This is a genomic window from Paenibacillus sp. ATY16 (genome assembly GCF_003399985.2).
Lineage (GTDB): Bacteria > Bacillota > Bacilli > Paenibacillales > Paenibacillaceae > Pristimantibacillus > Pristimantibacillus glycanilyticus.
Genome location: NZ_NMOK02000037.1, coordinates 163,158 through 177,852 on the forward strand (window position 1 = coordinate 163,158; position 14,695 = coordinate 177,852).

The 14,695-nt window shown below is 50.8% G+C and carries 13 protein-coding genes; 10 read left to right on the forward strand and 3 right to left on the reverse strand.

What is annotated here, in order from left to right; all coding sequences use genetic code 11:
- Positions 1 to 27: 27 nt before the first annotated feature.
- Entirely contained in the window at positions 28 to 1,779 is a 1,752-nt protein-coding gene (locus CFI03_RS21050) for a fibronectin type III domain-containing protein (protein ID WP_481857700.1), read from the reverse strand.
- A gap of 331 nt (positions 1,780 to 2,110) precedes the next feature.
- Here CFI03_RS21050 and CFI03_RS21055 point away from each other — a divergent pair, with 331 nt between their 5' ends.
- The 7 genes from CFI03_RS21055 (at position 2,111) to CFI03_RS21085 (ending at position 8,005) form a co-directional block, all read left to right on the forward strand.
- Positions 2,111 to 2,614, forward strand: coding sequence for a TetR/AcrR family transcriptional regulator (locus tag CFI03_RS21055; protein WP_317979438.1), 504 nt, complete (start codon positions 2,111 to 2,113; stop codon positions 2,612 to 2,614).
- A gap of 137 nt (positions 2,615 to 2,751) precedes the next feature.
- Positions 2,752 to 3,357 (forward strand): pentapeptide repeat-containing protein, encoded by a 606-nt coding sequence (locus tag CFI03_RS21060; protein ID WP_248759302.1) that lies wholly within the window; start codon positions 2,752 to 2,754, stop codon positions 3,355 to 3,357.
- A 286-nt stretch (positions 3,358 to 3,643) separates the two neighbouring features.
- Entirely contained in the window at positions 3,644 to 4,027 is a 384-nt protein-coding gene (locus tag CFI03_RS21065; protein WP_248759304.1) for an Rrf2 family transcriptional regulator, read from the forward strand.
- Positions 4,028 to 4,139: 112 nt separating this feature from the next.
- Positions 4,140 to 5,051, forward strand: a complete 912-nt coding sequence (locus CFI03_RS21070) for an NAD(P)/FAD-dependent oxidoreductase (RefSeq protein WP_248759306.1) — start codon at positions 4,140 to 4,142, stop codon at positions 5,049 to 5,051.
- Between the two features lie 72 nt (positions 5,052 to 5,123).
- The gene (locus CFI03_RS21075) at positions 5,124 to 6,140 is read left to right on the forward strand and encodes a potassium channel family protein (protein WP_248759308.1); all 1,017 of its coding nucleotides are present in this window, start codon (positions 5,124 to 5,126) and stop codon (positions 6,138 to 6,140) included.
- Between the two features lie 21 nt (positions 6,141 to 6,161).
- On the forward strand, positions 6,162 to 6,788 hold the full coding sequence (locus CFI03_RS21080) for a class I SAM-dependent methyltransferase (protein ID WP_248759309.1): 627 nt from the start codon (positions 6,162 to 6,164) through the stop codon (positions 6,786 to 6,788).
- Between the two features lie 80 nt (positions 6,789 to 6,868).
- Entirely contained in the window at positions 6,869 to 8,005 is a 1,137-nt protein-coding gene (locus CFI03_RS21085; RefSeq protein WP_248759311.1) for an NAD(P)/FAD-dependent oxidoreductase, read from the forward strand.
- Positions 8,006 to 8,073: 68 nt separating this feature from the next.
- Here the strand turns inward: CFI03_RS21085 and CFI03_RS21090 are convergent, their stop codons facing one another.
- Positions 8,074 to 8,853: a phytanoyl-CoA dioxygenase family protein gene (locus tag CFI03_RS21090; RefSeq protein ID WP_248759313.1), complete on the reverse strand. Its 780-nt coding sequence runs from the start codon at positions 8,851 to 8,853 to the stop codon at positions 8,074 to 8,076.
- Positions 8,854 to 8,981: 128 nt separating this feature from the next.
- Here CFI03_RS21090 and CFI03_RS21095 point away from each other — a divergent pair, with 128 nt between their 5' ends.
- Together CFI03_RS21095 and CFI03_RS21100 are read left to right on the forward strand one after the other, a co-directional pair.
- Complete coding sequence (locus CFI03_RS21095) at positions 8,982 to 9,869, forward strand: AraC family transcriptional regulator (RefSeq protein ID WP_248759315.1); 888 nt, start codon at positions 8,982 to 8,984, stop codon at positions 9,867 to 9,869.
- A gap of 94 nt (positions 9,870 to 9,963) precedes the next feature.
- Entirely contained in the window at positions 9,964 to 10,935 is a 972-nt protein-coding gene (locus CFI03_RS21100) for a glycoside hydrolase family 43 protein (RefSeq protein WP_248759316.1), read from the forward strand.
- Between the two features lies 1 nt (position 10,936).
- Here CFI03_RS21100 and CFI03_RS21105 read toward each other — a convergent pair whose 3' ends face one another.
- Positions 10,937 to 11,812, reverse strand: coding sequence for an AraC family transcriptional regulator (locus tag CFI03_RS21105; protein WP_248759317.1), 876 nt, complete (start codon positions 11,810 to 11,812; stop codon positions 10,937 to 10,939).
- Between the two features lie 183 nt (positions 11,813 to 11,995).
- On the opposite strand from CFI03_RS21105, the gene CFI03_RS21110 reads away from it, so the two are divergent.
- Positions 11,996 to 14,683: an alpha-L-rhamnosidase gene (locus CFI03_RS21110; RefSeq protein WP_248759318.1), complete on the forward strand. Its 2,688-nt coding sequence runs from the start codon at positions 11,996 to 11,998 to the stop codon at positions 14,681 to 14,683.
- Positions 14,684 to 14,695 lie beyond the last annotated feature (12 nt).

Genomic DNA, 14,695 nt, shown 5'->3' on the forward strand with positions numbered 1-14,695 from the left:
TCTCGTTGGCATAAGCTCCTTTATGGTTTATGGCAAAGTTGTGAGATACGGCTTCACGGTTCTGGCCAATAAATAACTGCTTGATGCGTCCCAGTTAATCGACCAGGTCATCGCGCCGCGGAAATCGGGATATTTCGCAACCGGCTTATACGTGCCGCAATCGCTTCCGGTAGCCAGACATTTAACCGCCTGGTTCACAACCGCGGGAGCGACGTAACCGCCGCCTGCCGCCGATGTCGTAGCCGGTACGCCTATACCTAGCTGCGATGGGGCAACCCATTGCAGCGTAAGGTCGGAAAGGGCGGTCAGGAAATCAACGGTGCCTTGGGAATAACATTTGCCGTCACGGCCCAGCATGCAGCCGGAGTTATAGTACTGAACATTAATGACCGAAGTGATATCCTTCAGGTTGTTATAAAGCTGCATATAAGAGGTATTCGCATTTTGCATGTCAATGGTTTGCGGCGCCATGGTCAGAACAAAGCCGGAGCCGACCTTTTGCTGAAGCTGGCGGACCGCGGAGGTGAGATTCGCTACATTCATGCCGTTCTCCAGATCGATATCGATGCCGTCGAAACCAAACTGGGTAATGAGACCGTACATGCTGTCGACAAAGTTAGTTACGTTAGGCGAAGCGCTATTCAAATTAATGTTGCCTTTCTCGCCGCCAACGGACAAAATGACTTTTTTTCCTTGCGCATGCTTTTGACTGATATCGTTAATAAGATTGGCGTTGGTATAGCCGCCAAGCGCCGAGGACAAGCCCGAATCCACGCTGAACGTGACTCCGCCGGGTTTGGCTGAGTCCATTTCGGCAAAGGACACAACGATAATATCGTATTCGCTTGGCACATCGCCAAGCTTTACGTTAGTAGCTCCATTCACGAAGTTCTGCCAGTAGCCGGTCAAGGTATGCTTAGGCAGGCTGCCGCCGCCCGTATTGGCTGGACTTGTAGTAACGCTTAACGTGTTGCTTGCCGCGGATACATTGCCCGCCGCGTCTTTCGCTTTGACCGTAAAGCTATATGCCGTAGAGGCGGTGAGACCCGTAATCGTAGCGGCTGTGCCTGTAACGGAAAGGGCGAGCGTCGTTCCTCTATAGACATCATAGCCGGTTACGCCAACGTTATCGGTGGCAGCATTCCATGCAAGCGATACGCTGGTTGAAGAGGTTGCCGTTGAACGCAAGCTGGCAGGGGCCGAAGGGGCCGTCTGGTCGGCCGCCGGGGCTGAGGTTGTGGCACTGACCGCCGTGCTGGCTGCCGAGGCGTTGCCAGCCGCATCCTTTGCTTTTACGGTATAGGAGTAGGAAGTATTGGCGTTAAGTCCCGTATTGGTAAATGTAAGAGTGCTGCCGTTCGTGCTGCCCGCAAGCGCGGATCCGCGGTAGACATCGTAGCCGGTTACTCCGACGTTATCGGTGGATGCATTCCAGGCGATCGTAACGCTGGATGAAGTAGTCGAAGTAACCCTGACATTGCCGGGTACGGATGGTGCAGAGGTGTCTCCACCGCCTCCGCCCTGCACAGGGCTCCATAAGGCAGGAACAACGGGCGGTTCCCAACCGGTGAGGGAGGTGTGGCTCTGAATGCATTTGTAGGTGGTGCCGTTGTATGTAACGGTGTCGTTAACGGCATAGGACACATTCGGAGCCCAGGTACCGCGGTCTGCGGCGGTTGCCGCCGTTGGAATAAACGTCAGCAGCAGGGAGAGAGCCAAAACAAAGAATAGTAGTCTGCGGGTGAAGGCTTGATGAGGGGAGCTAGCATGTTTCATCATGAATTCCTCCTATTCAAACTGAACTATCTTGCAGGACTATTATGAAATGGCAAAAGGTTTCTCTCAAGGAGGAAAAATCTGTGATCGCGGGATACAATTTCATTCGCGGAGTGACGCGATATGCTTACCCCGTTTTAGCGTCAGCTCTAATTATTTGACAAGCTGTCTATTATCCGTTAGGTTTGCAACTTTTTTTCTGCTGAGATGATGCTATACTAATAGGACTGGAACTTGCGATAAACCGATAGTCATGAGGTGTAGTAGGACAATGAACGAGAATGATCTTAGAATTATAAAGACGAAGAGGGCTTTGCACGAGGGTTTGCTAGCCTTGCTTAAAAAGCAGACATTGGAGTCCATCTCCGTCTCCGTGCTGTGCCGTGAGGCCAGCGTGAACCGGGGAACCTTTTATTTGCATTACAACGATGTAGGCGCATTATTCGACGAGCATCTGAATAGCTTGCTCAAGGATTTGGAGGAGTCTTATTACGAGCCATACCGGCATGTGAGCGAACTCAATCACAGCATGATCGATCCTGGAACCATCCGGATTTTCCACCATGTGAAGAAGTACCAGCCCTTTTATGAAATCGTGTTTGACAAAAGATCATCCATTTCCTACTACTACTCCTTATTCGAAAAGATTAAGGCACTTATCGTTGAAAGCACGGGGCTCAGCGGACAGAGCAATGCGTTTATCGTTGCCTATCAGGTAAATGCAATCATGGGACTGCTAATTCAATGGAATGAAGAAGGCTTCAGCCAGACGCCCGAGCATATGAGCGAGCAGTTGAGTTATATTTTCAGAACGATGTATCAAGCCCCAACCCATTAAAAGAAACCGCGCATGCGGTTTTTTTGTTTTGCTCCCAATAGAAAAATAAATCGCTTGACTTACCGCCGCGTTCATACGGGGGCTTGACGACCGTGTGCTATAGTAAGAAGCGAATGAACGTTTCATGGGAGGAAAAAATGTTCCAATATAATGATCAAACCTATACAAGCGTTAATTTTGGCACGCAAGATTTAAGATTCGGCGAGCTGATCAACTGTACGTTCGTCCGCTGCTCGTTCGCAAGCGGTTCGCTGGAAGAACTGAGCTCCGTAAACTGCAGGTTCGTCGAATGCGATTTCCGCGGCGCTATGCTAAACGGGTCGATTCATAAGGAATCGGCGTTCGAGAATTGCAATTTCAGCGGGGCAAATCTGTTTGTCGTGAAATTTGACGCCTGCAAAATGACGGGCTCGGATTTCACCAACTCCACGATGGACGGGATCAGCATCATCCAAGGCGATTGGTCATACACCAACCTGCGTCATGTTCGGCTGGCGAAGCAGGATCTGAGGGGAATCAAGTTTCGTGAGGCCGATCTGTCCGGCGCGAATTTGGAGAAAGCCGATCTGCGGGACTCCGATCTGTCGATGGCCGTGCTGGCCAAAGCGAAGCTGCAAGATACCGACGTAAGAGGGGCAAAGATGGAGGGGGTGGATTTCAAATCACTCTCGGTTGCCGGCTTGCGAATGGACCGTGAGCAAACCGTCTTATTTGCAATGTCGCATGGGGCGAAGGTAAAGTAATATAACTTTCTGGAGCAACAATCACTGCCTGCTTCACGTTAAAAGAGTAAAAGATGGCAATCGTGATTTCAGGGAGAGGTAGAGATGAAGAGAACAACCGTTTCAAAAATGCTCGTTATCGCCCTTGCGCTTAGTATGGCGGCTATTCTGCTAAGCGTATTTGGTTTGGGTTATTTACTCCGTACGGTTTGAAATTTGTTTGCGGGCGAATAAAAAACCGCTTGACGGTTCATTCTAATCAAAGCTATTATAGACACATTAAGTCTGTGATTAGGAGCTCATCAGCATGAAATATTCAAAAGCGACGAACTACGCCTTGCACACCATGGCCTTTCTCATTGCAGCTGCACCGGACAGACCGGTTGGGGTTCAACAGCTTGCGGATAAGCAAGGCGTATCGCCTACGTACCTTTCGAAGATTCTGACCAAGCTTGTCAAAGCGGGGTTGATTGAGTCGGCTTCCGGAGCAAATGGCGGCTACCGCGCGAGAGGGAGAAAAGAAGACATTTCTTTTCTTGATGTCATTCAGGCGATTGAAGGGACCACTTCGATCTTTGAATGCTCCCACACCGAGAATCCGGAATGCCGTATCCATCAGGTGATGCTGTCGGCTGAGGATGCCATGGATCAGCATTTGAGAAATACGAAGCTTGTGGATCTGATGAAATAAAGCTACATTGACTTGGCGTTTATCGAGGCAATGTCCTTTATTTATTTTAATTACGGATATTAAGAGTCTATAAAGTCTGTGAAAAATCGTTAACAAGGAGGATTATTCAATTATGAGATACGATGTTGCCATTATCGGAGGCGGGCCGGCTGGCCTAAACGCGGCACTGGTGCTGGGCAGGGCAAGAAAGACGGTTGCCCTATTTGACAACGCGTTGCCAAGGAATAGAGTAACGCATGCTTCCCATGGATTTATTACGAGGGACGGGGTTAAACCTGCGGAATTCCGTCGCATTGCGTATGAAGAAGTACTTGGTTATCCGACCGTTAAGCATTGGGAGATTGCTGTGACGGATATCCGGAGGACGGAAGATGGATTCGTCATTGACAGTCCGGCAGGAGAAGAGGTTCAAGCGGGCAAACTTATTTTATCGGGAGGACTAAGAGAAGAACTCCCCGAAATTAAAGATATCAAGGATTATTACGGGAAAAGCTTATTCGCTTGCCCCTTCTGCGACGGCTGGGAGTTAAGAGATCAAGCGCTGGTTATCATTTCGGATCAACCGCATGCCTTCCATAAAGTCAAGCTGCTTCAGAACTGGAGCCGCGATTGTATCGTATGCACGAATGGAACAGCAGCAGCCTTGGATGCTGAACAACGTGAGCAGCTTGCAGCCAGAGGCATCTCCGTAATCGATACGCCAATCTCGGCTTTGTCCGGTAACAACGGCATGCTGGAGCGGGTTCATTTTACGGATGGTACGTCGATTAAACGCAGCGGAGGTTTCATTGATCCGGCCCAGATTCCAAACCTCGACTTTAAAAAGGCATTGGGTTACGAAACGAATGACACCGGAGCGATTATTACGAATGAGATGGGGAAAACGACGGCTGAAGGCGTGTATGCCGCGGGGGATACCGCTTATGTGATGCCTTCGCAATTGATTTATGCCGCAGCTTCGGGCAGCAAGGCGGCTATGGCCGTAATGGCGGATCTCACGGAAGAGAATTGGAAGCGGCTGTAAAGGTTTTTTTGTCGTCCTTGCCGAATACATTCGGGATAACTATTCCCAATTTATTCGGAGGAGGACTGCGTTTTGCCTTTCTTTTTGAGGACAATGATGAAGGTGCTGCGGGTACCCAAACGAACCATCTTTATCGTGGTCATCGCCTTTGTACTCGGCAGCGCCAGCATTGCATATGCCATAGAGCCAACAACCTTTCATACTTGGTTTAACGCGCTATATTGGGTCATGACCACGATGGCGACGGTAGGGTATGGCGATTATTTCGCCAAAACCGTATGGGGCAAAATTTTTACCTTGTTTATTTACGTGTTCGGCATCGGTCTGCTCAGCTTGGTTATCGGCAAAATTATCGATCTTTTATCAACGGTATACAAACATTGGGAGGCAGGGAAATTGAATTTTCACGGAAAAGATCACATTATCCTTATCAATTGGAGCAAGAAAGCCCAATATGCGATTGAAGAAATTTTGTCCTTCTCGCCAGCCTCCCATATCGTTGTAATCGATGAATCCGACAAGCACCCGGTTACCGATCGTCAGGAGATTCATTTTATAAGCGGAGACCCTTCCTCGGAAGAGATCCTGGAGAAGGCGATGCTCAAACAGGCAAGAGCCGTTATTATATTTGCGGATACAAGGATCGACGAGCCGGCGCTTGCGGACGGCAAGACGCTCTTGATCGCTTCCAGCATCGAACGGCTCCATCCCGCCATCCATACTACGGTGGAGATTACGCAAGAGAAGAATACGAAAAATTTCCGGCATGTTCATGTCAATGATTTTGTGCTATCTTACGATGCCGTCTCCAGGCTGGCGGTCCGGGCAGCTCTTCAGCAAGGAAGCTCGGAAATTATCAACCAGTTAATCCGGCGTGAAGTGGGAGACGATATTTATGAAATTCCGGTCAGGCCGGAATGGAAAACCTATAAGGATGCCTTCCAGGGGGCATTGGAGTATGGAGCAACGCTCTTGTCCGATCGGGGGGATCTTGGCATAAACCGTAAACTAAACGATCCGATTCCGGAGGATGCCAGATTATTCGTCGTATCGGATGAGCAGACATACCGGAGGCTGCTGGCAATCTAGAAGCTATAAGGAGATCGAGGAATGACCGAATTTTGGGAAGCAAGCTTTATGGAGAATCAGGCGATGTGGGGCTATGAGCCATCCGACTCGTCTATCCTGACCAAGGACTTTTTCCTTGAAAAGAACGTAAAGGATATCTTGATACCCGGTATCGGGTATGGAAGGAACGCAAAAATATTTATAGACAACAGCATACAGGTAACGGGGATCGAGATTTCCGAAACGGCCATTAACCTTGCAAAAGAAGCCGGGCTGCCCGTTCCCGTCTATCACGGTTCGGTAGAGGAAATGCCTTATGACAACCGGCTGTATGACGGGATTTACAGCTACGCGCTTATTCATCTGCTAAGTCCGGAAGCGAGAGAAAAGTTTATCAAGGACTGCTATAACCAGTTAAAACCGGGCGGATATATGGTTTTCACTACCATATCCAAGGATGCTCCTATCTACGGAAAGGGCAAGCAGCTGGATAAGGACTATTACGAGATCATGGAAGGTCTCAGGATGTTCTTTTACGATGCTGATTCGATTCGGCAAGAGTTCGGGCATTACGGGCTGTTCGAAATATCCGAAATTGCAGAGCCGAACAAACACGCTCCCAATAAACCTTCCTTCCATTTTCTAATGGTAAAATGTCAAAAACGATAACTGACATGTGAAACGGCAGCCTTTGCTGTCGTTTTTGCGTTGCGGACCGTTATAATAGATAAGGTGGAAGGAGTGTTTTCGTGAAGGTTATCGTTATTGGAGCAGGGATTCTTGGGGCATCGACGGCTTACCAATTGGCGAAGTCCGGCGCCGAGGTTCTGATTATAGATCGCAAAGACAAAGGACAAGCTACGGATGCCGCGGCCGGCATCATCTGTCCATGGCTGTCGCAAAGACGGAATAAAGCGTGGTACGAGCTGGTCAAAGGCGGGGCGCGTTATTACCCGGCGTTAATTGCGGAATTGGAAGCAGAAGGGGAATCCGATACCGGCTACGCCCGGGTTGGAGCCCTCAGCATACATACGGATCCGGATAAAATCGAAAAAATGTCGGAGCGGGCTTACGCCAAGCGGCAAGACGCCCCGGAAATCGGCAGTATCGCTACCCTTGGCGAGAAAGCAACAAGGGAACGGTTCCCGCTGCTGGCGGAAGGCTATTCTTCCGTTCATATTGCCGGAGCAGCGCGGGTGGACGGCCGGGCTCTTCGCGATGCGCTTATCCGGTCGGCGATTCGGAATGGGGCGGAATTTATTGTCGGTGACGCCAGGTTGGAATACGAGACGAACAGGGTTAAAGGCGTAACAATAGGATCGACTTTCTACCCGGCAGACAAGGTTGTCGTTTGCGCAGGAGCTTGGGCGGGAGCTTTGCTGAAGCCGCTTGGCCTGAATTTCCAAGTCAGCTATCAAAAAGCACAAATCATGCATGTAGAGCTGCAGAACAAAGAGAATCAGACCGGAAGCTGGCCAGTAATTATGCCGCCTACGGATCAGTACCTTCTGGCCTTTGACGAGCAAAGGATCGTCATTGGAGCGACTCACGAAAACGACATTTCCGGTTATGATACGCGGGTAACGCCCGGAGGTATGCAAGAGATATTAGATAAGGGACTTACTCTTGCCCCGGAGCTTGCAAACAGTACATTCCTGGAGATGCGCGTGGGCTTCCGGCCTTTTACGGCAGATTTTCTGCCGGTGTTTGGTGCCGTTCCGGGTTGGGATAATCTACTGACGGGCAACGGATTAGGCGCATCCGGCTTAACGGCAGGCCCGTTTATCGGCAGCCAGCTTGCGAAGCTCGCTTTAGGGATGGAATTAGAAATTGATCCGGCTCTTTATGAGGTGCGTAAAGCTTTGGGACAGCCTAGCGCTGAATAGAGGAATAGAGAAATTGAGGAATAGAGGAAAGGCAGCCCGATGGACTGCCTTTTTTTGCGATTTTATTTTTATTTCGCTTGAAGGGTATGGTTCGCGTGATATTCGCGATAGATCGGATTTTCGCCGCATATCATAAGACCTTGTCCCCAGTTGACATGCGTGTCTAAAGTAGGGACATCCATCGGATCGCGGTATTGGAACAGAACGTTGCGGCGGTTGCGGGTACTGCGGTTAACGTCCGAGCCGTGAACCGTCAAATAGTTGAAGAACAGAACGTCGCCGGCTTTGGCAGGGCAAGGCGTCGCCATCGAGATTGGATATTCCCGGTGATCGAGGTAATGGCGTCCGACATGCGGCATCATGCCGTTCTTATGCGTGCCCGGAATAACGCAGAGACAGCCGTTCTCCATATCGGCGTCATCCAGGTGAACGCTTGCCGCCAACATGGTGTGGCTTGCATGCGGGAAGTATGGCGCGTCCTGATGCAAAGGGAAAGCGGCGCCGTTTTCAGGCGGCTTAACAAGCATTTTGCTATGGTGAAGCTGAACGTTAGGGCCAATCAATTGGGACAAAACAGCAGCCATATTCGGATGAATAGCCGCGCGCATGAATGCCGCATCATGGTATTGAACGTCATGGAAGCCCTTCAAGACAAGCTTCTTCAGCTGCTCCGGAGGGAGATATTCACCTTGCCAGGTATGGTTCGTGTCAAACTTCGATTGAGCGGCTCGGTTCAGAATGCCGTCAATGGCCTTTCTCATGTCTTCAACCTCTTGCTGCGAGAATAAGCCTTGGACTAACAGATAGCCATTTTCTTTGTAAAATTCTACATCGTTTTGAGTAATCAATTTAATTCGCTCCTCTGCTTGATGGATTGGTAAGCGATTACTTATACTCTGATTATAGGATTGCTGGCTTCGGGTGTATTTAGCTAAAAAAGCCATCCTTTTAAGAATTTACGCCAGGATGTGAAGAGATGAACATAGAGGCCATTGAAAACGGCAGCCGTTTTTTGAACGAAATGCTTACGAAATGCAAGGCAAGCGGACTTGCATTTAAAGTCCATTACTGGGACTTGCGTCCGCAGCATTACAGCAATCACATCCATAAGCATTCTTACTACGAAGTTTGCTACGTGTTGTCGGGCGTAGGCGAATACCAGGATGAGGATACCGTTTACGGACTTGAGGCGGGGACATTGTTCGTATCCCGGCCCGGTGTCTGGCATCAGATCCGCAGCGAGAACGGAATGGGGCTCATGTATGTGGCTTACGAGCTTGATCCGGATGCTTCGCGCGAAGAAGATTTCCGCCGCTATGGCCGTCATCTGGAGACGGGCAACGTGGTATTTAAAAATGCGGACTATACAAGGTCTATCCATTACTGGCTAGGGTTGTACCATCATGCCTCATGCCAGCCATACAATGAAATCGAGGATCTGACCATGATGGCAGGCATCCTGCTCACGAGTCTGGTCCAGCCGTTCGGTCAGGAGGGCAATGTCTCCTCGCCGAGCCCAGCCAGGTCGACGGATTCAACCCGATATGCGGTTCTGCGCCAGTCTAAGCAATACATTAGAGATAACCTCTCCCGGCCGCTTAAGATGGAGGAGGTTGCGGATTATATGAATCTGTCGACCAGGCAGTTATCCCGCTTGTTTCAGATGGACGGTGGAGACACGTTCCTGTCTTATTTGCGTAATGAGCGGTTAAAGCATGCGGAGATTCTATTAAAAACCTCTATTGCTTCGCTGAAGGAAATAGCGGCGGATTCGGGGTTTCAATCCGTTCATTATTTTACGAACGTATTTACGGAACAGATGGGGATGCCGCCCGGCGAATACAGGAGACGGCATCTGGACTAAAAGTTCGAGTTAAACTTGGGTACCTTTAGAGGAATAGCCGGTATGATACAGAAATGTTCAGAGGGGTTACAACCAATAGGAAGGGATTGTTGATATGAACGCGTATAACACGGCTTCAGATGTTGCAAACCCGAGTACAGGCCACTCGCTTGCCGATATTCCTGCGCATGACCCGTTTATAGTAGCGGATAAGACTACGGAAACCTATTATTTGTATACGGGCGGCGGCCCGAGAATCCATGGAATGGACCGTTATGGCGTTCTCGTTTATAAAAGCAAGGATCTCTCCAAGTGGGAAGGACCATATGTGGTCTTCGCGATTCCTGACGGAATATGGGCGAATCCGAAGCATGGCGCATGGGCGCCGGAGGTTCATGCCTATAACGGCCGATATTATCTCTTTGTTACGTTACATAATAACGACAAGAAGCTGGAAGGAGAGGGGAACGGCGGTTATCCGCTTCAATGGCGCGGCTCCGTTATCGCTGTTTCCGATTCTTTGGAGGGGCCATTCGAGATCATCAAGCGGGATGCTCCGGTTCCGCCCGAAGAGCATATGACGCTGGACGGCTCCTTGTATATAGACGAAGAAGGGAAGCCTTGGATGGTGTATTGCCATGAGTGGGTGCAGACGGCGGATGGAACCGTTGAGGCCGTGCGGTTAACCGATGATCTATCCGATCGGGCATCGGATCCAATCCATTTGTTTAACGGCTCGGACGCTCCGTGGGATAATGGCGAGCATAAGGATGGCGGGACGCCGTCCGTTTATGTGACCGACGGCTGCCAGCTGTACCGGACGAAGGAGAACCGGCTCGTCATGTTATGGTCGACTTACGATAAAGGCAGCTATGTCCAGACGATTGCAAGGTCGGCAACCGGTAAGCTGGAAGGACCGTGGGAGCAGCTGGAGCCGCTTGTTTTCGACGACAGCGGACATGGCATGTTCTTCCAGACCTTTGACGGGGAATGGAAGCTGATCCTGCACTCTCCGTTCAGGATGCCCGATTCCCGCTGCAAGCTGTATGATGCGGTGGATGACGGGGATACGTTCCGGATTAGGTAGCTTACTTATTCAACATAGCATCGCGATACTGCCGGGGGGTAACCCCGGTTTTTTTCTTGAACAAACGGTAGAAGAACTTTAGGTCCGCATAACCGACGGCACCCGCGATCTCTTCAACGCTGCCGTGACCAGCGGTTAAGAGGCGGCATGCGGCATCCATGCGGATGCTCTGCACGTATTCGATCAGGCTCATCCCGGTATGGCGGCGAAACAGGCGGCTGAACTGCCTTTCGCTAAGCCTGGCTTGGGCCGCGAGTTCGCCTAGCTTAAGCTCAGACGAATAATTCCGGTCAATATAAGCGATGGCTTCGTCCACGCTTAACCATTGCGGCCGGTCGCCGGCCGGGGCAATGATATGCTGCTTATGCCGATAGAGTCCCGTTAATATCCGCATAACGAGTGAGGCAAGCACAACCATATATGCCGGCGGCTTGGCGGCAAACTCCTGATAGAGCTCGCGGAACATCGCATGATACTCTCCCGTGGAATCCTTGACTGAGAACCAGGATAGACTCTCATCCGTAAAGCAGTCCAAAATTTCAGAGGCATAAGGGAAGCCATCCCGCAATTCGCTCATGAAAGATGCCGGCAGCAAACAGTTGTAGACGATTAGAGGCCGGTCTTTTTTAGGGGTTTTTGGCCGGAATACATGGCTCTGCCCGACGGGAATAAAAAACAACGTTCCGTGCTCAACCGGTACGGCTTCGCCGGCAATATAATGAACGCCGGCACCTTCGCTGACGTACGTAATCTCGACAAATTCATGCGAATGCTCATCCATCTCAAAGCTTTCGTAGGCGCGGTTTACATAGAGCGGTACCCCGGGCTCGAAAAATGACGATGCCGACATGACATAGGTGCTGCGTTTTATGCTCATCGTCCATACTCCTTCCAACGTGACTAAAACGATCTGACTCTATCGTACGAAACCGTTTGCAAGATGTCTAGATCCACCTATGAAAATGTCCGGATCATCCCCTGAATCTCGTTCTCTCTTGCCATACAATCAAGTTAATGATGCTGCTTAGCATACTAGATTGCCGGAAGGGGAAATTCGTATATGACTTTGTTGCAAGTAAACCATTTGCGTTGTGAATATCTGCAAAATCCAATCGGACTCGGAGTTACATCGCCGCGTATCAGCTGGCAGCTTCAATCGGATGACGTCCATGTGATGCAGCTCGCTTATCAGATTCAGGTATCCTGCGGATTGGAGGGGTTTGATGAGCTGGAGCTGGTCTGGGATACCGGCCGCGTGGAATCGGAGCAATCGACGCTGATCGAATACGGCGGGCAGTCGCTGCAGGCGCGAAGCCGATACTATTACCGGGTGAAGGTATGGGATAACAAAGGCAACGAATCGGAATGGAGCGAGATTGCTTTTTGGGAAATGGGACTTCTTCACACCGCCGATTGGACAGCGGACTGGATTACGCCAGATGCGACGGCTATCGATCCGCAGTCGGAGGAGATTTTTATGCTCCGCAAAAGCTTTGAGGCACGCAGCAACATCAGCCGCGCAACCTTGTACGCGACCTCGCTTGGACTATACGAACTGGAGCTGAACGGCAAGCGGGTTGGCGATTGGGAATATACGCCGGGCTGGACGAGTTACTCCAGCAGACTCCAAGTACAGGCCTATGATGTGACGCAGCAGCTTGCGGCGGGGAGCAATGCAATCGGAGCTTCTCTCGCGAACGGATGGTACAAAGGCGACTTGGCTTGGAACAATCAGAAGAGCATTTACGGCAACATTCGCGCTTTGCTCCTTCAGCTTCATATCGACTATGACGATGGAACGTCGGAAGTAGTCGTCAGCGACACGTCTTGGCGTGCGGCTACCGGTCCAATCCTCATGTCGGAGCTGTATCATGGCGAAACCTACGATGCCCGGTTGGAAATTCAGGGCTGGTCGGAGCCAGACTTCGATGATCTTTCCTGGGCTGGCGTAACGGAGCTTGCCCAACCGAAGGATATCCTGGTCATGCAGGAAAACGAACCCGTCCGCATAACCGAGAAGCTCAAGCCGATCGCTCTTATTCATACCCCTTCCGGCGAAACGGTGCTGGATATGGGGCAAAACATGGTCGGACGCCTGCATTTCCGCATCGAGCTGCCGGCAGGTACGGAGCTGTCGATCCAGCATGCCGAGGTACTGGACAGGGAAGGCAACTTCTATATTGGCAATCTTCGCAAAGCGAAGCAGACGGTCCGTTACATTTGCAAAGGCGGGGAAGAGGAATACGAGCCGCATTTCTCGTTCCAAGGCTTCCGTTATGTGAAAATTGAAGGCTGGCCGCAGGATGTTGCGCTGAACCTGGATCAATTCACCGGACATGTCCTTCATACGGATATGGAGGCTTCGGGTGCTTTCGAGTGCTCTCATCCTCTGTTAAACAAGCTTCAGCAAAATATTATCTGGGGACAACGAGGCAATTTCCTCGATGTTCCGACGGACTGCCCGCAGCGCGATGAACGGCTTGGCTGGACGGGCGACGCTCAAGTCTTTATCCGTACGGCCGCGTTCAATTATGGCGTGGCTCCGTTTTTCGCCAAATGGCTTCGCGACCTGAAGGCAGACCAGCGCAGTGACGGGGGAGTGCCGTTCGTTATCCCTCATGTGCTGGACGAGAATTCTCATTCTTCCGCAGCTTGGGGCGATGCCGCGGTGATCTGTCCATGGACGGTGTACCTCAGTTACGGAGACAAGCGCGTGCTTGAAGAGCAATATGACAGCATGAAAGCGTGGGTCGAGTACATTCGCAAGCAAGGCAGCGACGAATACCTCTGGAATACCGGCTTTCACTTCGGAGATTGGCTGGGCTTGGACGCCAAGGAAGGGGATTATGTCGGCGCCACGCCAAGAGATCTCATCGCAACCTGCTATTATGCCTACTCTACGGAACTCTTTGTCAAAACCGCCGAAGTGCTTGGCCGCAAGGATGATGCGGAGCATTACCGCGAGCTGTACAATCAGATTGTATCAGCCTTCGAGCGTGAATTCCTTACGCCTAACGGAAGGCTTGCCGCTCATACGCAGACCGCTCACGTTCTGCCGTTGATGTTCGGACTTGTCAAAGGATCGGTGCGAGACCGGCTGGTTAAAACGCTGGCGGACTACGTAACGGAGCAAAAGTTCCATCTAACAACCGGTTTTGTAGGAACGCCTTACTTAAGTCATGTTCTGTCGGAGAACGGCTATCACGATGTGGCGGTTAAGCTGGTGCAGCAGGAGGACTATCCGTCCTGGCTCTATTCCATTCACCAAGGGGCAACTACGATTTGGGAGCATTGGGATGGCATTAAAGCGGACGGTTCCTTCTGGAGTGACGATATGAACTCCTATAACCATTATGCTTACGGCTCTATCGGCGAATGGCTGTACAGGGTTGTAGCCGGACTTGATCTGGATGAATCTCAGCCGGGCTATAAGCGAATTATTTTCCGTCCGCGCACGGATTCTGGCCTTACTTACGCCAAAGCCTCCTATAAATCCGTTTATGGGTTGATCCGCAGCGGATGGAGTACGGGCGTGGACGGGGCTGTGAGCTACGAGTTTGAGCTTCCTCCCAACACGACGGCGGAAGTGAGATTGCAAGGTGCGCTGCCTAATGCCATCTCGGTTAATGGCGCCGATCTTCGCTTGGCTCCCGGCGTTATCGATTTCCGGGAGGAAGGCGGATTGCTTGTGCTTTCCCTCGGGTCAGGAACCTACCGTATTCATGCCTCAGCCAAAGTAACCGCGTGAAAAACAAAACCG